The sequence below is a fragment of the Pseudomonas sp. TE4620 genome (assembly GCF_056279045.1).
On the sequence record NZ_JBWBQO010000001.1, the window covers coordinates 5419178 to 5435715 of the forward strand.

The window sequence follows — 16538 nt, forward strand, 5'->3', positions numbered from 1 at the left end:
GATAGCCGTCTTCCATGTTTGGTTCCAACGACGACAAAAAGACGCCGGCCGCGGCTGGTGAAAAGAAAGGCCTGTTCGGCTGGTTGCGCAAAAAACCGCAGCAACCCGTAGCCGAACAGCCGCAAAACCCCATTCCGGCTGAAGCGGAGCAACCGGCTGCGTTGCCGGTCGAAACGCCGGCTGCCGTTGCCCCGGTCGAGGTGGCTGCAGCACCTGTTGCTGCGCCTGCACCGGTTGCTGTTCCAGAGCCCGCTGCCGTTGCGCCCGTTGCGGCGCCGGTCGAGGTCCAGCCCGCAGCGCCCGTCGGCCTGGTGCTGCCCGTGCCGGAAGAGCCGGTTGCCCTGGTCGCCGACCTTGAGCCACACACACCGCCGCCGATTCCGCCGCGTCAGGAGCCTGCTCCCGCGCCAGTGGTTGAGCCAGTGTTCATCGCGCCTGAGCCGGTGGTGGTTGCACCTGAACCGGTTGTAGCGCCGGAACCAGTGGTAGTGCCCGAGCCCGAACCCGAGCCTGTAGCCGCTGCTGTTGCAGCGCCAGTTCCGGTTGCCGAGCCAGCCCCGGCCGAGCCAGCCGCACCTGTGCGCAGCGAAGAGAGCAAGGGCGGCTTCTTCGCCCGCCTCAAGCAGGGCCTGTCGAAGACCAGCGCCAGCATTGGTGAAGGCATGGCCAGCCTGTTCCTCGGCAAGAAGGCCATCGATGACGACCTGCTTGATGAAATCGAAACCCGCCTGCTGACCGCCGATGTTGGCGTCGAAGCCACCTCGGTGATCGTCCAGAGCCTGACCCAGAAGGTCGCGCGCAAGCAGCTGGCCGACAGCGACGCGCTGTACAAGTCGCTGCAAGACGAGCTGGCCGACCTGCTCAAGCCGGTCGAGCAACCGCTGCACATTCAAGCACAGAGCAAGCCGTTCGTGATCCTCGTGGTCGGCGTCAATGGCGCCGGCAAGACCACCACCATCGGCAAGCTGGCGAAGAAGCTGCAGCTTGAAGGCAAGAAGGTCATGCTCGCCGCGGGTGACACCTTCCGCGCCGCAGCGGTCGAGCAGTTGCAGGTCTGGGGCGAGCGTAACCAGATCCCGGTCATCGCCCAGCACACCGGTGCCGATTCGGCTTCGGTTATCTTCGACGCCGTGCAAGCCGCCAAGGCCCGTAACATCGATGTGCTGATCGCCGACACCGCCGGCCGCCTGCACACCAAAGACAACCTGATGGAAGAGCTGAAGAAGGTTCGCCGGGTCATTGGCAAGCTCGATGCCGACGCGCCGCACGAGGTGCTGCTGGTGCTCGACGCCGGTACTGGCCAGAACGCCATCAACCAGGCCAAGCACTTCAACCAGAGCGTTGAACTGACCGGCCTGGCCCTGACCAAGCTCGACGGTACCGCCAAGGGTGGGGTGATCTTTGCCCTGGCCAAGCAGTTCGGCCTGCCGATCCGCTATATTGGCGTGGGCGAAGGGATTGACGATCTGCGCACCTTCGAAGCCGAACCCTTCGTGAAAGCACTGTTTGCCGAGCGGGAGCATCCATGATTCGATTCGAACAGGTCGCCAAGCGCTACCCCAATGGTCACGTTGGCCTGCATGAGTTGAGTTTTCGGGTGCGTCGGGGCGAATTCCTGTTCGTGACCGGCCATTCCGGCGCCGGCAAAAGCACTCTGCTGCGCCTGCTGCTGGCCATGGAACGCCCTACCAGCGGCAAGCTGCTGCTGGCCGGGCAGGACCTGGGGCAGATCAGCAACGCGCAAATCCCGTTCCTGCGCCGGCAGATCGGCGTGGTGTTCCAGAACCACCAGTTGCTGTTCGACCGTACCGTATTCAACAACGTCGCCCTGCCGCTGCAGATCCTCGGCCTGTCCAAGGCCGAAGTGGCCAAGCGGGTCGACTCGGCGCTCGAGCGCGTGGCCCTGTCGGACAAGGCCGAGCTGTACCCGGGTGACCTGTCTACCGGCCAGCAGCAGCGCGTCGGCATTGCCCGCGCCATCGTTCACCGCCCGGCCTTGCTGCTGGCGGACGAACCCACCGGTAACCTCGACCCGCGCCTGGCCGCGGAGATCATGGGCGTTTTCGAAGATATCAACCGCCTGGGCACCAGCGTACTGATCGCCAGTCACGACCTGGCGCTGATCGCGCGCATGCGCCATCGCATGCTGACCCTGCAGCGCGGCCGCTTGATCGGCGATGGGGAGGCCGGGCAATGAGTGCGACACGCAGTCCCAAGGTTTCCGAGCGGGTAGCGCCAAAAGCCGCTGACCCTGCGCCGGAAAAGAAAAAAACCGGCGGCGGCCACGACGATGACGGCCCGGATTTCCGTACCCTGCTGCACGCCTGGCTGGAAAGCCACCGCTCAAGCCTGCTCGACAGCCTGCGGCGCCTGGGCAAGCAGCCGATCGGCAGCTTCTTTACCTGCCTGGTGATGGCCGTGGCCCTGAGCCTGCCCATGGGCCTGTCGTTGCTGCTGAGCAACGTCGAGCGCCTGGGTGGCTCGTGGCAGCGCGCGGCGCAGATTTCCCTGTACTTGAAGCTCGATGCCAGCAGCCACGACGGCGAAGCCTTGCGCGAGCAGATCAAAGGTTTGCCAGGGGTTGCCGAGGCCGAATACGTCAGCCGCGAGCAGGCCCTCAACGAGTTCCAGCAGCAGTCCGGCCTGGGCGAAGCCCTGCGCGAACTGCCGGAGAACCCGTTGCCTGGGGTCGTGGTGGTGACTCCCGCAGAGGTCGACAAGCCGGCGCTGGAAGCCCTGCGTCAGCGCCTGGCCGAGCTGCCCAAGGTCGAAGCCGCGCAGCTGGACCTGGTGTGGGTCGAGCGCCTGGCGGCGATTCTCAAACTGGGCGACCGCTTTGTCTTCGGCCTGACCGTCTTGCTGGTCTCGGCGCTGCTTTTGGTAATTGGTAACACAATTCGCCTGCACATCGAGAACCGCCGCACCGAGATCGAGGTGATCAAGCTGGTCGGCGGCACCGACAGCTATGTGCGCCGGCCTTTCCTGTACATGGGCGCCTTGTATGGCCTGGGTGCCGGGGTATTGGCCTGGGGCGTGCTGGCGTTTGGCCTGAACTGGCTGAACGACGCGGTTATCGGGCTCTCCGGGCTGTACGGCAGTGATTTTGCCTTGGCCGGGGTTCCGTCAGCCGATGGTCTGTCCCTCTTGCTTGGGGCGGTGTTGTTAGGGTATATCGGTGCTTGGATTGCGGTCGCCCGCCACTTGAGCGAGCTTGCACCGCGATAGTGTCTTTTTGCTGGTATTGACTCTTTTCATTTTTAGGGAACTTGTTTCGCGGTTCCCGGTCAATGTTGGCAGTGCCTTTGGCACGAGTTTAGTGAGTCGGAGGTTTTTTCGTATGACCACTTCGTTGCAACCTGCCTATGCCCTGGTTCCCGGCGCAAACCTGGAAGCCTATGTGCACACGGTCAACAGCATTCCATTGCTGACGCCCGAGCAGGAGCGTGAACTGGCCGAGAGTCTCTACTATGAGCAGGATCTTGGGGCGGCTCGGCAGATGGTGCTCGCCCACCTGCGTTTTGTTGTACACATCGCTCGCAGCTATTCGGGCTACGGGCTGGCCCAGGCCGACCTGATTCAGGAAGGCAACGTTGGCCTGATGAAAGCGGTCAAGCGCTTCAACCCGGAAATGGGCGTGCGCCTGGTGTCCTTTGCAGTGCACTGGATCAAGGCCGAGATTCACGAGTTCATCCTGCGTAACTGGCGCATCGTCAAGGTGGCGACCACCAAGGCCCAGCGCAAGCTGTTCTTCAACCTGCGCAGCCAGAAAAAACGCCTGGCCTGGCTGAACAACGATGAAGTTCATCGTGTCGCCGAAAGCCTGGGTGTTGAACCGCGTGAAGTGCGTGAAATGGAGAGCCGCCTGACCGGTCAGGACATGGCCTTCGACCCGGCCAGTGAAGCCGACGACGACAGTGCATTCCAGTCGCCGGCCAACTACCTGGAAGACCACCGTTACGACCCTGCGCGTCAACTGGAGGATGCCGACTGGAGTGACAACTCCACCAGCAACCTGCACGAAGCCCTGCAAGGCCTGGATGACCGCAGCCGCGATATTCTCTATCAGCGCTGGCTGGCCGAGGAAAAGGCCACCCTGCATGACCTGGCCGAGAAATACAGCGTATCCGCCGAGCGGATCCGCCAGCTGGAAAAGAACGCGATGAACAAGGTCAAAGCCTTGATCGCGGTCTGATTCGCAAAACGGCAATAACCAAAAAGCCCCGACGTGTCGGGGCTTTTTCATGATTCTCCGCCACCCCTGTCGAGGCTGTTATGACCATTTCCTTGTATGCCGCTTCTGTTCCTGTCTTCAAGCAGATGCTCAACGCCCTGAGCGATGTGCTGAACAAGGCCGAAGCTCACGCCACGGCGAAAAACATTGATCCAAGCGTTTTCCTCCAGGCTCGCCTGTATCCGGATATGTTTCCGCTGGTTCGCCAGGTGCAGATCGCTGTTGATTTCGCCAAGGGCGTTTCGGCGCGCCTGGCTGAGGTCGAGTTGCCGAAATACGATGACAGCGAAACCACCTTTGCCGAGCTGCAAGCGCTGATCAGCAAGGTCCTGGCTTTCCTGGACGGCATTGCGCCGGCGCAGATCGACGGCAAGGAAGGCATTGAAATCGTGACCCGTCCGGGCACGCCGAAAGAGAAGCGCTTCAGTGGCCAGGCCTATTTGCTGACCTACGGCCTGCCGCAATTCTTCTTCCACGTCACCACCACCTACGCAATCCTGCGTCACAACGGTGTAGAAGTGGGCAAGCGTGACTACATGGGCGCGTTCTAAAACGTTTACCCAGTAATGGGCATGCAGTAAAAACCCGGCAAAGCGTGCGCTTTGCCGGGTTTTTTATTGCTTCCAAGGTGCCCGACGTGGGCTGTCCAGCTGGGCCAGGTAGCTGTTACCGCCGAGCTGGCGCATCTGCTGGCGAATCCAGCCTGCGCGTCGCGCCACATAAGTGCTGGGCCGGCTGGCGCTCCAGTTCAGCGGGCTGGGCAGCACCGCAGCCAGCAGGCTGGCCTGCTGGCGCGAAAGCTGGCTGGCATCGACGCCGAAGTGGTGCCGGGCGGCCGCCTGTGCACCAAACACGCCTTCGCCCCACTCGGCGCTGTTGAGATAGACCTCAAGAATCCGCTCTTTCGACCATAGCAGCTCGATCAGTGCGGTGAACCAGGCTTCGAGCCCCTTGCGCAACCAGCTACGGCCGGCCCAGAGGAACTGGTTCTTGGCCACTTGCTGGCTCAAGGTGCTGGCGCCGCGGATGCTGCCGCCGCGCTCGTTATGGGCCAGCGCCGCCTGGATGGCGTTGAAGTCAAAGCCCCAGTGGTTGGCGAACTTCTGGTCTTCGCCAGCAATCACAGCCACTTTCAGCTCATCGGAGATTCGCTCCCACGGCTCCCAGTCCCGTTGCAAGTCGATCGGCTGGCCATCGACCCAGGACTCGACCTTGCGCTCGACCATCAGGGCGGTGCCGGGCGGCGGCACCCAGCGAAACACCAGCACCAGCAGGGCGCTGCCTGCGGCAAACCACAGCAGGGCACGGGTGAGGCGACGGAAAATGGAAGACAACATAGGCGATGGCTTGGCCGAAGCGATGGAGCGGGCCATTATACAGACCCTGTGCTGACTAGGAGTCTTCCCAATGCTGCGTAGTTTTCTGCTGCTTTCGGCGTTTTTCGGCTTTACCGGCGTGGCCCTGGGCGCCTTTGCTGCCCATGGCCTCAAGGGCCGGCTGAGCAGCGAATACCTGGCGATCTTTCATACCGGCGTCACCTACCAGCTGGTACACGCCCTGGCCCTGCTCGCGGTAGCAGTGCTGTCGGTGCACCTGCCCGGGCGTCTGGTCGGGTGGGCCGGTGGTCTGTTCACCCTGGGGATCCTGCTGTTTTCCGGTAGCCTGTATGTGCTGACCCTGAGCGGCATCGGCAAGCTCGGTATCATCACTCCCTTTGGCGGCCTGGCGTTTCTCGGCGGATGGCTGTGCCTGGGCCTTGCAGCCTGGCGCCTGAGCTGACCCGCGAGTCCGGATCGAGACGAATGGCGCGGCCCGGCCTTGGGTTTGCGCCCTGATCAGGGCTAGAATGCGGGCCCCTAAAAATAATGGCGGCCGTGCGCATGCGCATTCAACTGAACGGTGAACCTTTCGAATTGCCCGATGGCGAAAGCGTCGCGGCCCTGCTCAACCGGCTTGACCTGGCGGGTCGCCGGGTGGCGGTCGAACTCAACCTGGACATCGTGCCGCGCAGCCAGCACGACGTCACCACGCTGAACGACGGCGACCAGGTTGAAGTGGTGCACGCCATTGGCGGCGGCTAGGCCTTCGCGCTTCACCTGCAAGTCCCTCAACCTTCAAGAGGATTACCGATGAGCAACGTTCGTAGCGACAAGCCCTTCACCCTGGCCGGTCGTACCTTCCAGTCGCGCCTGCTGGTTGGCACCGGCAAGTACCGTGACCTGGAAGAAACCCGCCTGGCCATCGAGGCCTCCGGCGCCGAGATCGTCACGGTTGCCGTGCGCCGCACCAACATCGGCCAGAACCCGGGCGAACCGAACCTGCTCGACGTGCTGCCGCCCGATCGCTACACCATCCTGCCGAACACCGCTGGCTGCTATGACGCGGTCGAAGCCGTGCGCACCTGCCGCCTGGCCCGTGAGCTGCTCGATGGCCACAACCTGGTCAAGCTCGAAGTACTGGCCGACCAGAAGACCCTGTTCCCCAACGTGATCGAGACCCTCAAGGCCGCCGAAGTGCTGGTCAAGGACGGTTTCGACGTGATGGTCTACACCAGTGACGACCCGATCATTGCCCGCCAGCTGGCCGAAGCCGGTTGCATCGCGGTAATGCCACTGGCCGGGCTGATCGGTACGGGCCTGGGGATCTGCAACCCGTACAACCTGCAGATCATCCTCGAAGAATCGAAAGTCCCGGTGCTGGTCGATGCCGGTGTCGGTACCGCGTCCGACGCCACCATCGCCATGGAAATGGGCTGTGAGGCGGTGCTGATGAACTCGGCGATCGCGCACGCACAGCAGCCGGTCATGATGGCCGAAGCCATGAAACACGCCATTGTCGCTGGCCGCCTGGCTTACCTTGCCGGGCGTATGCCGAAAAAACTCTATGCCAGCGCGTCGTCGCCGCTGGATGGTCTGATCAAGTAAGAGCCCCTGATGACTGAATCGCAAGAAACGCCGATCACCACCGAAGGCGAAGAGCGCCAACACCGCCGCATCAAGAGTTTCGTGATGCGCGCCGGGCGCATGACCGAAGGCCAGCAGCGCGGCCTGGACCAGGGTGGGCCGCTGTTCATCCTGCCCCTGGCCGAGAGCCCGGTGGACTACGACCAGGTCTTCGGCCGCTCGGCGCCGCGTACCCTGGAGATCGGCTTCGGCATGGGCCACTCCCTGCTGGAAATGGCTGCTGCCGCGCCGGAGCAGGACTTCATCGGTGTCGAAGTGCACCGTCCGGGTGTCGGTGCGCTGCTCAACGGCGTGCTGACCCAGGGCCTGAAGAACCTGCGGGTGTATGACTGCGATGCCATCGAAGTGCTGAACAAGTGCGTGGCTGACAACAGCCTCGACCGGCTGATGCTGTTCTTCCCCGACCCTTGGCACAAAAGCCGTCACCACAAGCGTCGCATCGTCCAGCCGGAGTTCGCGCAGCTGGTGCGCAGCAAGCTCAAGGTGGGGGGCGTGTTCCATATGGCCACCGACTGGGAGCCCTATGCCGAATACATGCTGGAAGTGATGAACGTCGCCCCGGGTTATCGCAACCTGGCCGCCGACGGCAAGTGCGTAGAGCGTCCGGCCGAGCGCCCGATCACCAAGTTCGAACGCCGCGGCGAGCGGCTTGGGCATGGGGTGTGGGATCTGAAGTTCGAAAAACTGGCGTAGGTGATGTCAATCGCGGGGCAAGTCGGGTCGCCCCGCGATGCTTTTCAGCGCCGATCGGCAACCACGCCAATCAACACCAGCACAATCAGCAACACCGGCGCCAACGCATAGTTGTTGAACTGTGCCAGCCCCTTCACCACCCACGGGGTGGCATAGATCAATGCCGCACCGCTGCCGATCATCACCAGCAAGGCCATGAACGGTACGCGCAAGGCGCCTGCAAGGCCGCCCAGGCGTTGTTCGACCCAGCCTTTGATATCGGTGCCAAACAGCACCAGCAAACAGCCCACCAAGGCCAGGGAAATCTCCGACAGGTTGCTGCGACTCCAGCGGGAAACGGTCGAGAGCAGGTCGAGTACCAGGTCCATTCGCAATCCTTAGGTCAAGAAATACTGCAGCAGGTCGTTGAGGAACAACTGGCCACGCGCGGTAGCGACCAGTCGCGTCGGTTCGACCTGCAAAAGCCCTTTTTGTTCGGCTTCCCGCCGCGCCGCCGCCAGTTGCTCCAGGGGCAGGCCGGTACGCTGGCTGAACAGCTCGATGTCTACGCCCTGGGTCAGGCGCAGGGCGTTCATCAGGAACTCGAAGGGCAGCTCGTCCACTGGCAGCAGCTTTTCGCCGGCCTTGAAGGGCTTGGCCGGGTTCAGGTAGTCCTTGGGCAGCCGCGTCTTCCAGGTGCGCAGGATCCGTCCGTCGGGGTGGCTGAGTTTGCCGTGGGCGCCGGCGCCGATGCCGATGAAGTCGCCAAAGCTCCAGTAGTTGAGGTTGTGCCGCGCGGCGCGGCCCGGCTGGGCGTAGGCCGAGACTTCGTACTGGGCGTAGCCGTGGCTGGCCAGCAGGGCCTGGCCGGCTTCCTGGATGTCCCAGAGGATGTCGTCTTCGGGCAGCAGTGGCGGCTGGTTCCAGAACACCGTGTTCGGCTCCAGGGTCAACTGGTACCAGGACAGGTGCGTGGGGTTCAGCGCAATCGCCTGGCGCAGGTCGCCCAGGGCGTCGTCCAGCGACTGGTCAGGCAGGCCATGCATCAGGTCGAGGTTGAAGTTGTCGAAGCCGGCATTGCGCGCCATGTCGGCGGCGCGAATCGCTTCGTCACCGTTGTGGATGCGACCCAGGGCTTCGAGCTTGGCCTGCTGGAAGCTCTGGATGCCGATCGACAGGCGATTGATGCCCAGTTGCCGGTAGGCCTTGAACTTCTCTTGCTCGAAGGTCCCAGGGTTGGCTTCGAGGGTGATCTCGATGTCGCTGGCAAACGGGATGCGTTGCTCCACACCGACCAGCAAGCGCCCCAGCGCGCGGGCGCTGAACAGGCTCGGGGTGCCGCCGCCAAAGAAGATCGAGCTGATCGGGCGGCCATGGACGTTGCCCAGCTCCTGGTCGAGGTCGGCGAGCAGGGCGTCGACGTAGGCTTCTTCCGGCAGTTCGGGGGTGGCGGCGTGGGAGTTGAAGTCGCAGTACGGGCATTTACGCACGCACCAGGGGATATGGATGTACAGCGCCAGGGGCGGCAGCTGTGGCAGGGCCGCCCGCGGTGCTTGGGAAGTAAAGCCAGCCTCGCCCAGGTGCAGTGGCTGTGCCGGCGAATGCTCGGTCATGCCAGGCCCAGACGTTGACGCAACAGGCTCATGGCGCGGGCACGGTGGCTGATCTGGTTCTTGTCGGCAGGGCTCAGCTCGGCGCTCGAGCAATCGCGCTCCGGCACCCAGAACAGTGGGTCATAGCCAAAGCCGTGCTCGCCGCTGGCCTGGGTCAGGATGCGCCCGTGCCACAGGCCTTCGCAGAGGATCGGCAGCGGGTCGTCGGCATGCCGGACCAGGGCCAGGACGCAGACGAACTGGGCGCCGCGCTGCTCCTGCGGGACGTCCTTGAGCACGTCGAGCAACTTGGCGTTGTTGGCCGCATCGCCTTTGCCATCGGCATAACGAGCGGAGTAGATGCCCGGCGCGCCGCCGAGAAAGTCCACCGCCAGGCCCGAATCATCGGCCAGCGCCGGCATGCCGGAAATGCGCGCGGCATTGCGCGCCTTGAGGATGGCGTTTTCGACGAACGACAGGCCGGTTTCTTCCGGCTCGACGCTGCTGAATTCGCCAATGGAACGCAGTTGCACGGTGTCACCGAGCATGGCCTGCAGTTCCTTGAGTTTGCCGGCGTTATGGCTGGCCAATACGATTTGCTGAAAAGTCATCATTCGCCTGGAAAAAGCTCTTGGTTGAAGCTGATGGTTTCGGTCTTGCCACCAATGCCAACGTCGATGGTGAAGGTCCGGGTTTCCTGTTGTTCAACAGGGAACTGGGCGATGTAGTAGATGGCGCCCTGTTCGGTGATCTGCTTGAACTTCAACGGCACCGAGTTGCTGGTCAGGTCCTTGACGGTGCCGCTGACCTGGGTGACCAGTGGCTTGCCAGCCTTGATCACCGAGACGTTGATCACGCCCTGGTTCTTGCTGCGCACCAGTTCCGCAGCCTTGGCAATATCTGGTTGCAGGAAGGTCGAAATGAAAGTGCTGTAGTGCACCGTGGTGTCACCGAACACTTCCTGGCGCTCGCCCTTGATGGCATCGGCGGCGACCGCCGTCACACTCAGGCAGGCAGTCAGTAAAAAACTCAACAAGCGGCCCATGATCGTTCTCCTCCGGTGTGCGGGTTAAACCGCGACCTTGTGTTCGGTAAGGCCGGGGCTGCTGACACGGTAAATGCCGATCTCACCTAGAAGATTAGGCCATAGCTTGCTCGCCCACCCGTGGCGGTGCAAATGGTCGACCGCCAGGCGGTCGAGGACCTGGGCGCGGCGTTCGCTGCACAGGGCCTCGAAGTCTTCGAAGGTACAGAAGTGGATGTTCGGCGTGTTGTACCAGGTATACGGCATGAAGTCGGAAACCGGCATGCGACCTTTGGTCGCCAGGTACCAGCGGCAGCGCCAGTGGCCGAAGTTGGGAAAGGTGATGATGCACTGGCGGCCGACGCGCAGCATTTCGTCGAGAATGCGGTCGGGGTATTCCACGGCCTGCAGGGCCTGGGTCATGACCACCACGTCGAAACTGTTGCTGGCAAAGTTGCCCAGGCCCTTGTCGAGGTCCTGCTCGATGACGTTGACGCCCTTGGCCACGCACTGGGCGATGTTGTCGGGGTCAATTTCCAGGCCGTAGCCGGCCACCTGCTTGTGGTCGCGCAGCGACGCCAGCAGTTCACCGGTACCGCAACCGAGGTCGAGTACCCGGCTGCCGGCGGGGATCCAGTCTTGGATGATTTCCAGGTCGGCTCTCATAGGCTCCTCAGCAGACGATGCGGTTCATGTAGTTCGTGAATCCCGTGATGTAGCGCGGGGTCGGGATCAGGAAGGCATCGTGGCCATAGGGCGAATCGATATCCAGGTAGCAGACGTTCTTGCGCGCGGCGATCAGCGCATCGACGATCTCCCGCGAGCGTGCTGGCGAGAAGCGCCAGTCGGTGGTGAACGACATCACGCAGTAATCCGCGGTGACATGCGCAAGAGTCGCTGCCAGGTCGCCGCCGTGGCTGGCAGCCGGGTCGAAGTAATCCAGTGCCTTGGTCATCAGCAGGTAGGTGTTGGCGTCGAAACGCCCGGAGAACTCCTCGCCCTGATAGCGCAGGTAGCTTTCAACCTGGAACTCGACGCTGTGGAAGTCGTAGTTGAGCTTGTCGCTTTTCAGCTCGCGGCCGAATTTCTCGCCCATGGAGTCATCGGACAGGTAGGTGATGTGCCCGACCATGCGCGCCAGCATCAGGCCGCGCTTGGGGATCACGCCCTGATCCTGGAACGAGCCGCCGTGGAATTCCGGGTCGGTGAGGATGGCCTGGCGTGCCACCTCGTTGAAGGCGATGTTCTGTGCCGAGAGCTTGGGTGCCGAGGCGATGTCCAGGCAATGACGCACGCGATCGGGGTAGGTGATGGTCCACTGCAGCGCCTGCATGCCGCCCAGGCTGCCACCGACGACGGCGGCCCATTGTTGGATACCCAGGCGATCGGCCAGGCGCGCCTGGCTGTGCACCCAGTCTTCCACGGTCAGTACCGGGAAATCGGCGCCGTAGGGCTTGCCGGTGAGCGGGTTGATGCTGCTGGGGCCGGTGCTGCCGTTGCAACCGCCAAGGTTGTTGAGGCTGACCACGAAGAAACGATTGGTATCGATCGGCTTGCCGGGGCCGATGCAACTGTCCCACCAGCCCGGCTTGCGATCGTCGGGGCTGTGGTAGCCGGCGGCATGGTGATGGCCGGACAACGCATGACAGATCAGCACGGCGTTGCTGGCGCTGCTGTTGAGCGTGCCGTAGGTTTCGTAGATCAGTTCATAGGCGGCCAGCGAGCGACCGCAGGCCAGCGCCAGCGGCTCGCTGAACTGTGCCAGTTGCGGTGTTACCAGACCGACCGAATCTTCGGGAAAGACAGTGGACATCGACCCTGCTCACGCTTGAATGAGGCGTAAGTCTAAAGACCACTGCGAAGTGCGGCAAGGAAAGCATCGCGGGTCAAGCCCGCTCCTACAGAAGTGCTGTGGGAGCGGGCTTGCCCCGCGAGTGATCAGACCAGCAGTCGCAGAATCTCCGGCATCCCGCTCATCGCCGCCAGGTTGTTGATCACCAGCATGTCGATCAGCTTCAGCGCCATGAACGCCAGGATCGGAGAGATATCCAGGCCGCCGAGGTTCGGCAGGATGCGGCGGAACGGCGCCAGAAACGGGTCGCAGATCTGGTTGATCAGCTCGGCGCCCGGGTTGTGGCTGCCCGGCGCGACCCACGAGAGGATCACGCTGATGATCAGGGCGAAGAAGAAAATCTTCAGAAACAGCGCGGTCACGCCAATGATCGACCAGACCAGCAATTGCAGCGGGTTGCCGGTGGTGCCGTAGGCCAGCAGCAGGGTCAGGCCCATCACCAGCAGCTGGATGATGATCGCCAGCAGCAGCGACGACATGTCCAGGCCGAACAGGCTCGGGATCACCCGGCGCATTGGTTTGAGCAGCGGTTGGGTGGCGCGTACGGCGAACTGGCTGAGCGGGTTGTAGAAGTCCGCGCGCACCAGTTGCAGGACAAAGCGCAGCACCACGATCAGCAGGTACAGGCTGCCGAGGGTCTGCAGCACATAGATTGCAGCGGTGTTCAATCCGATCATCTTCGGCTCCTTAGTTGCCCAGTTGTTCAGCCATTTCGGCCGAGCGGTGCGCAGCGGCACCCAGCGCCTGTTCCACCAGCGCTTCGAATCCATTGGCCTGGAACGACTTGATCGCCGCTTCCGTGGTGCCGGCCGGTGAGGTGACCCGACGGCGCAGTTCGGCGGCGTCAACATCGCTGCTGACCGCCATGTGCGCAGCGCCCAGGGCGGTTTGCAGGGTCAGCTTGGCGGCGGTTTCTCGTGGCAGGCCGAGTTTCTCGCCGGCGGCGGTCATGGCCTCGATCAGCAGGAAAAAATACGCCGGGCCACTGCCGGACACCGCAGTCACCGCATCCAGCTGTTGTTCGTTGTCCAGCCACAGGGCGATGCCCACGGCCGACAGCAGTTGCTCGGCCTGCTGGCGCTGGGCCGGCGAAACCTCGGCGGTGGCGAACAGGCCGCTGACGCCCTGGCGCAGCAGCGCCGGGGTGTTGGGCATGCAGCGCACGATCGGCTGGGCGCCGAGCCAGCTGTTCATGCTCGCGCAGGTGATCCCGGCGGCGATCGAGACGACCAGTTGCTCGGGCTTGAGCTTGGGCTTGAGCGCTTCGCACACGGCTTTCATCGCCTGTGGCTTGACCGCCAATACCACCACATCGGCGCCTTCGATGGCCTGGGCGTTGTCGGCGAACATCTCGATGCCGTGCTCGGCATGGATTTTCGCCCGCTGCTCGGCGCCCGGATCGCTGGCGCGGATCTGCGAAGCTTCCAGGCCCTGGGCGCGCAGGCCGCCGATCAGGCTGGCAGCCATGTTGCCGGCGCCGATAAAGGCAATACGAGTCTTGCTCATGTCAGGTCCTTGATAGGGAAAGAGGGAAAAAGCATGGGTCAGGGCTGGCCGTAGTCGCGGGCACCGAACAGCGCGGTGCCGATGCGCACCCAGGTCGCGCCCTGGGCAATCGCGGCTTCCAGGTCATGACTCATGCCCATGGACAGGGTGTCGAGGGGTAACTGAAGGCTCGCCTGCAACTCGCGAACCCGGGCGAAGGCCGCTTGTTGGGCGGCCTCGTCGTCGGTCGGCTCGGGAATCGCCATCAACCCGCGCAGGTGCAGGCGTGGCAGCGCGGCGATGGCGCTGGCCAGGGCCGGCAGCTCTTCGGGCGTGCAGCCAGACTTGCTGGCTTCGCCACTGACGTTGACCTGCAGGCAGATGTTCAGCGCTGCAAGGTTGTCAGGGCGTTGCTCGGACAGGCGTTGGGCGATTTTCAGACGGTCCACGGAATGTACCCAGTCAAAGTGCTCGGCAATCGCACGAGTCTTGTTCGACTGAATGGGGCCGATGAAGTGCCAGGTCAAGGGCAGGTCGGTCAATTCGCCCTGTTTGTTCAGGGCTTCCTGCAGGTAGTTCTCACCGACATCGCGCACCCCGGCGGCGAAGGCTTCGCGCACGGCAGCGGCGGGTTTGGTCTTGCTCACGGCCAGCAGCTGCACGGCCGAAGGCTCGCGCCGGGCGGCCAGCGCGGCGGCACGGATGCGTGCGGCGAGCGTGGAAAGGTTGTCTGCTATGGTGGACATTGATCGATGCCAGCGGCTCTTTGGGTCTGCGGCATTCTACCTGCTTGGCGGCCTTTGGGGAGTCTCATGGATGTGACTGAACTGCTGGCGCTGGCTGTGCAAGCCGGTGCCAGTGACCTGCACCTGGCGGCGGGCGAGGTGCCGGCGCTGCGTTTTGGGGGGTGTTTGCGGCCGCTGGAGTTGCCGGCGCTGACGCCGCAAGACATGGACGAAATGCTCGGACAGGTGATGTCCGCGGCGCAGCAAAAGGATTTTGAAACACATCTGGATATCGACTTTGCCTTTGCCGTGCCAGCATTGGCGCGCTTTCGGGTCAATGCTTTCCAGCAACGGCATGGCGCCGCTGCAGTGCTGCGGGTGATTCCGGCGCAGGTCAGCAGCCTGGCAGAACTCGACCTGGGGGATGTGTTTCGGCAAATTGCCGAGCTGTCGGGCGGGCTGGTGCTGGTTACCGGGCCCACAGGGTCGGGCAAATCGACCACCCTGGCGGCTCTGGTCGATCACCTGAACCGTGAGCGGGCGCTGCACATCGTCACCCTCGAGGACCCCATCGAATTTATCCACAGCTCGCAGCGCAGCCGCATCAGCCAGCGCGAGATCGGCCGGCACACCCGGGGTTTTGCCCAGGCCTTGCGCGCAGCATTACGCCAGGATCCGGATGTGATCATGCTCGGTGAACTGCGCGATCCACAGAGCATTCGCCTGGCCCTGACTGCAGCGGAAACCGGGCACCTGGTATTGGCCACGGTGCATACCGGCTCGGCGGCGAAAACCATTGACCGCCTGGTGGATGTGTTCGCCGCCGAAGAGAAGCAACTGGTACGCGCCATGCTCGCCGAGTCGCTGCAGGCAGTGGTCTCGCAGGTTCTGGTGGAGAAGGTTGGCGGCGGCCGGCTGGCAGCCCACGAGATACTCCTGGCAACGCCTGCGGTGCGCAACCTGGTGCGCGAGGGCAAGGTGGCGCAGATTTATTCGGCGATACAGACAGGCGGGGCACAGGGGATGCAGACCCTCGACGCGTGTCTGCAGGGCCTGGTGCGTCAAGGGCTGGTCAGCCCTGAAAGCGCCCGGGAGCGGGCGCCGGGGCGTTTCTAGCGTTTAGCCAGGGCCAGTTGCTGGCTTTTTGGCAAGACACGTTTGGCAACCACGTAACGGCTGTTCCAGTACGGCTTGTTCAGGGTGTCGATGCTTACCCGTTTGCCAGTGCGCGGCGCGTGGATGAAGCGGTCGTTGCCCAGGTAGATGGCGACGTGGTTGACCCGGCGGCTCTTGATGTTGAAGAAGATCAGGTCGCCGGGCTTGAGGTCGTTGCGATCGACTTTTATGCCGTGGCCGCTGGCCATGGCGTTGGAGGTGCGGGGCAGGTCGACTTCATCGATGTCGTTGAAGGCGTACTTGACCAGGCCGCTGCAGTCAAAGCCCTTGCTCGGGCTGCTGCCGCCCCAGCGATACGGGGTGCCGAGCACGTTGACCGCGCGGCTGAGCACATCGCTGCTCTGCTGCGGCGACATGGCCGCGGCAACCGGCAGCGGTTTGCCCGGGCGAGCGCTGCGCTTGGGGCTGTGCTGGACTTTGTTGCTGCTGACGTTCTTGTGTGGACGCGCAGCAGTGGAATTGGAGGTGTACCCGGAGAAACCGTTGGGTAACCGTTGCTCACGATTGGTGGCGTGGGCAGCCAGTGGCAATAATAGGCAGATGGTCAGCCATGTCTTGAAAAAAGGACGCATAGGCAGGGCTCTGGTTGGTTAGCGCGCAACTTTATAACAGCTTTTTGATCAAATTCTGATCCGTTGGTCGATTCCAGGGGGCGGCAAAAACCGGCAGAAGCGGCGATTGGCCTGCATTCGAAAGGCGCGGGCCAGACAGGATAGGGGTTTGCGGCGGGTAGGGTGGCAAATGACCACACGTCGGCTTGCCACAGAAAAGTCACATTTTTCTTTAGAAAATTTATCGATAACCCACAGGGGCTATGA

Annotated in this window: 21 protein-coding genes; 10 read left to right on the forward strand and 11 right to left on the reverse strand. The window is 63.0% G+C overall.

Annotated elements, in window-relative coordinates:
- The first annotated feature begins 14 nt into the window (after nt 1–14).
- The 5 genes from ftsY (at nt 15) to ACZ9A3_RS25175 (ending at nt 4782) form a co-directional block, all read left to right on the forward strand.
- On the forward strand, nt 15–1529 hold the full coding sequence (gene ftsY / locus ACZ9A3_RS25155; RefSeq protein ID WP_258608894.1) for a signal recognition particle-docking protein FtsY: 1515 nt from the start codon (nt 15–17) through the stop codon (nt 1527–1529).
- The gene (gene ftsE / locus ACZ9A3_RS25160) at nt 1526–2197 is read left to right on the forward strand and encodes a cell division ATP-binding protein FtsE (protein ID WP_010222191.1); all 672 of its coding nucleotides are present in this window, start codon (nt 1526–1528) and stop codon (nt 2195–2197) included. The genes ftsY and ftsE overlap by 4 nt, the downstream gene beginning before the upstream one ends.
- Nucleotides 2194–3225, forward strand: coding sequence for a permease-like cell division protein FtsX (ftsX, locus tag ACZ9A3_RS25165; RefSeq protein ID WP_093377228.1), 1032 nt, complete (start codon nt 2194–2196; stop codon nt 3223–3225). The genes ftsE and ftsX overlap by 4 nt, the downstream gene beginning before the upstream one ends.
- Before the next feature lie 112 nt (nt 3226–3337).
- Entirely contained in the window at nt 3338–4192 is an 855-nt protein-coding gene (rpoH, locus tag ACZ9A3_RS25170) for an RNA polymerase sigma factor RpoH (RefSeq protein ID WP_010222193.1), read from the forward strand.
- 80 nt (nt 4193–4272) lie between these two features.
- Nucleotides 4273–4782 carry a DUF1993 domain-containing protein gene (locus ACZ9A3_RS25175; protein ID WP_045193971.1) on the forward strand — a complete coding sequence of 170 codons (510 nt, stop codon included), beginning with the start codon at nt 4273–4275 and terminating at the stop codon, nt 4780–4782.
- A gap of 63 nt (nt 4783–4845) precedes the next feature.
- On the opposite strand, the gene mtgA is transcribed toward ACZ9A3_RS25175, so the two are convergent.
- Nucleotides 4846–5604 carry a monofunctional biosynthetic peptidoglycan transglycosylase gene (gene mtgA / locus ACZ9A3_RS25180; RefSeq protein ID WP_176794197.1) on the reverse strand — a complete coding sequence of 253 codons (759 nt, stop codon included), beginning with the start codon at nt 5602–5604 and terminating at the stop codon, nt 4846–4848.
- 34 nt (nt 5605–5638) lie between these two features.
- On the opposite strand from mtgA, the gene ACZ9A3_RS25185 reads away from it, so the two are divergent.
- The 4 genes from ACZ9A3_RS25185 (at nt 5639) to trmB (ending at nt 7887) form a co-directional block, all read left to right on the forward strand.
- Complete coding sequence (locus ACZ9A3_RS25185; RefSeq protein WP_045193969.1) at nt 5639–6010, forward strand: DUF423 domain-containing protein; 372 nt, start codon at nt 5639–5641, stop codon at nt 6008–6010.
- Between the two features lie 101 nt (nt 6011–6111).
- A complete protein-coding gene (thiS, locus tag ACZ9A3_RS25190; protein ID WP_045193991.1) occupies nt 6112–6312 on the forward strand; it encodes a sulfur carrier protein ThiS in 201 nt (66 codons plus the stop codon).
- A 48-nt stretch (nt 6313–6360) separates the two neighbouring features.
- On the forward strand, nt 6361–7155 hold the full coding sequence (locus ACZ9A3_RS25195; RefSeq protein WP_093377214.1) for a thiazole synthase: 795 nt from the start codon (nt 6361–6363) through the stop codon (nt 7153–7155).
- 9 nt (nt 7156–7164) lie between these two features.
- Entirely contained in the window at nt 7165–7887 is a 723-nt protein-coding gene (gene trmB / locus ACZ9A3_RS25200; RefSeq protein ID WP_045193967.1) for a tRNA (guanosine(46)-N7)-methyltransferase TrmB, read from the forward strand.
- Nucleotides 7888–7931: 44 nt separating this feature from the next.
- Here trmB and ACZ9A3_RS25205 read toward each other — a convergent pair whose 3' ends face one another.
- The 9 genes from ACZ9A3_RS25205 to ACZ9A3_RS25245 all read right to left on the reverse strand — a co-directional run bounded on the left by ACZ9A3_RS25205 (nt 7932) and on the right by ACZ9A3_RS25245 (nt 14565).
- On the reverse strand, nt 7932–8255 hold the full coding sequence (locus tag ACZ9A3_RS25205; RefSeq protein WP_010222202.1) for a DUF3392 domain-containing protein: 324 nt from the start codon (nt 8253–8255) through the stop codon (nt 7932–7934).
- Nucleotides 8256–8264: 9 nt separating this feature from the next.
- On the reverse strand, nt 8265–9479 hold the full coding sequence (hemW, locus tag ACZ9A3_RS25210) for a radical SAM family heme chaperone HemW (protein ID WP_476253234.1): 1215 nt from the start codon (nt 9477–9479) through the stop codon (nt 8265–8267).
- On the reverse strand, nt 9476–10072 hold the full coding sequence (gene rdgB / locus ACZ9A3_RS25215; RefSeq protein WP_045193965.1) for an RdgB/HAM1 family non-canonical purine NTP pyrophosphatase: 597 nt from the start codon (nt 10070–10072) through the stop codon (nt 9476–9478). Before rdgB ends, hemW begins: the two co-directional genes overlap by 4 nt.
- On the reverse strand, nt 10069–10503 hold the full coding sequence (locus ACZ9A3_RS25220) for a DUF4426 domain-containing protein (protein ID WP_045193964.1): 435 nt from the start codon (nt 10501–10503) through the stop codon (nt 10069–10071). The genes rdgB and ACZ9A3_RS25220 overlap by 4 nt, the downstream gene beginning before the upstream one ends.
- 24 nt (nt 10504–10527) lie before the next feature.
- Complete coding sequence (gene metW / locus ACZ9A3_RS25225; protein WP_038997652.1) at nt 10528–11148, reverse strand: methionine biosynthesis protein MetW; 621 nt, start codon at nt 11146–11148, stop codon at nt 10528–10530.
- A 7-nt stretch (nt 11149–11155) separates the two neighbouring features.
- Entirely contained in the window at nt 11156–12295 is a 1140-nt protein-coding gene (gene metX / locus ACZ9A3_RS25230; RefSeq protein WP_045193963.1) for a homoserine O-succinyltransferase MetX, read from the reverse strand.
- Nucleotides 12296–12420: 125 nt separating this feature from the next.
- The gene (locus ACZ9A3_RS25235; RefSeq protein WP_045193962.1) at nt 12421–13011 is read right to left on the reverse strand and encodes a YggT family protein; all 591 of its coding nucleotides are present in this window, start codon (nt 13009–13011) and stop codon (nt 12421–12423) included.
- Between the two features lie 10 nt (nt 13012–13021).
- Nucleotides 13022–13840: a pyrroline-5-carboxylate reductase gene (gene proC, locus ACZ9A3_RS25240; RefSeq protein ID WP_045193961.1), complete on the reverse strand. Its 819-nt coding sequence runs from the start codon at nt 13838–13840 to the stop codon at nt 13022–13024.
- Between the two features lie 38 nt (nt 13841–13878).
- Complete coding sequence (locus ACZ9A3_RS25245) at nt 13879–14565, reverse strand: YggS family pyridoxal phosphate-dependent enzyme (RefSeq protein ID WP_476253235.1); 687 nt, start codon at nt 14563–14565, stop codon at nt 13879–13881.
- Nucleotides 14566–14631: 66 nt separating this feature from the next.
- On the opposite strand from ACZ9A3_RS25245, the gene ACZ9A3_RS25250 reads away from it, so the two are divergent.
- Complete coding sequence (locus ACZ9A3_RS25250) at nt 14632–15660, forward strand: type IV pilus twitching motility protein PilT (protein ID WP_476253236.1); 1029 nt, start codon at nt 14632–14634, stop codon at nt 15658–15660.
- Here ACZ9A3_RS25250 and ACZ9A3_RS25255 read toward each other — a convergent pair.
- Complete coding sequence (locus ACZ9A3_RS25255) at nt 15657–16292, reverse strand: C40 family peptidase (RefSeq protein WP_045193958.1); 636 nt, start codon at nt 16290–16292, stop codon at nt 15657–15659. The two genes, ACZ9A3_RS25250 and ACZ9A3_RS25255, sit on opposite strands and share 4 nt — an antisense overlap.
- Nucleotides 16293–16538: the final 246 nt, after the last annotated feature.

What these genes read in the sequence shown, in the direction of transcription:
- ftsX (WP_093377228.1), top strand. Translation starts at nt 2,194, where the DNA reads ATGAGTGCGACACGCAGTCCCAAGGTTTCCGAGCGGGTAGCGCCAAAA.
- ACZ9A3_RS25220 (WP_045193964.1), bottom strand. Translation starts at nt 10,503, where the DNA reads ATGGGCCGCTTGTTGAGTTTTTTACTGACTGCCTGCCTGAGTGTGACG.
- ftsE (WP_010222191.1), top strand. Translation starts at nt 1,526, where the DNA reads ATGATTCGATTCGAACAGGTCGCCAAGCGCTACCCCAATGGTCACGTT.
- hemW (WP_476253234.1), bottom strand. Translation starts at nt 9,479, where the DNA reads ATGACCGAGCATTCGCCGGCACAGCCACTGCACCTGGGCGAGGCTGGC.
- metW (WP_038997652.1), bottom strand. Translation starts at nt 11,148, where the DNA reads ATGAGAGCCGACCTGGAAATCATCCAAGACTGGATCCCCGCCGGCAGC.
- ACZ9A3_RS25235 (WP_045193962.1), bottom strand. Translation starts at nt 13,011, where the DNA reads ATGATCGGATTGAACACCGCTGCAATCTATGTGCTGCAGACCCTCGGC.
- ACZ9A3_RS25245 (WP_476253235.1), bottom strand. Translation starts at nt 14,565, where the DNA reads ATGTCCACCATAGCAGACAACCTTTCCACGCTCGCCGCACGCATCCGT.
- ACZ9A3_RS25250 (WP_476253236.1), top strand. Translation starts at nt 14,632, where the DNA reads ATGGATGTGACTGAACTGCTGGCGCTGGCTGTGCAAGCCGGTGCCAGT.
- thiS (WP_045193991.1), top strand. Translation starts at nt 6,112, where the DNA reads ATGCGCATTCAACTGAACGGTGAACCTTTCGAATTGCCCGATGGCGAA.
- trmB (WP_045193967.1), top strand. Translation starts at nt 7,165, where the DNA reads ATGACTGAATCGCAAGAAACGCCGATCACCACCGAAGGCGAAGAGCGC.
- ACZ9A3_RS25195 (WP_093377214.1), top strand. Translation starts at nt 6,361, where the DNA reads ATGAGCAACGTTCGTAGCGACAAGCCCTTCACCCTGGCCGGTCGTACC.
- ftsY (WP_258608894.1), top strand. Translation starts at nt 15, where the DNA reads ATGTTTGGTTCCAACGACGACAAAAAGACGCCGGCCGCGGCTGGTGAA.
- proC (WP_045193961.1), bottom strand. Translation starts at nt 13,840, where the DNA reads ATGAGCAAGACTCGTATTGCCTTTATCGGCGCCGGCAACATGGCTGCC.
- ACZ9A3_RS25205 (WP_010222202.1), bottom strand. Translation starts at nt 8,255, where the DNA reads ATGGACCTGGTACTCGACCTGCTCTCGACCGTTTCCCGCTGGAGTCGC.
- rpoH (WP_010222193.1), top strand. Translation starts at nt 3,338, where the DNA reads ATGACCACTTCGTTGCAACCTGCCTATGCCCTGGTTCCCGGCGCAAAC.
- metX (WP_045193963.1), bottom strand. Translation starts at nt 12,295, where the DNA reads ATGTCCACTGTCTTTCCCGAAGATTCGGTCGGTCTGGTAACACCGCAA.
- rdgB (WP_045193965.1), bottom strand. Translation starts at nt 10,072, where the DNA reads ATGATGACTTTTCAGCAAATCGTATTGGCCAGCCATAACGCCGGCAAA.
- ACZ9A3_RS25175 (WP_045193971.1), top strand. Translation starts at nt 4,273, where the DNA reads ATGACCATTTCCTTGTATGCCGCTTCTGTTCCTGTCTTCAAGCAGATG.
- ACZ9A3_RS25185 (WP_045193969.1), top strand. Translation starts at nt 5,639, where the DNA reads ATGCTGCGTAGTTTTCTGCTGCTTTCGGCGTTTTTCGGCTTTACCGGC.
- ACZ9A3_RS25255 (WP_045193958.1), bottom strand. Translation starts at nt 16,292, where the DNA reads ATGCGTCCTTTTTTCAAGACATGGCTGACCATCTGCCTATTATTGCCA.
- mtgA (WP_176794197.1), bottom strand. Translation starts at nt 5,604, where the DNA reads ATGGCCCGCTCCATCGCTTCGGCCAAGCCATCGCCTATGTTGTCTTCC.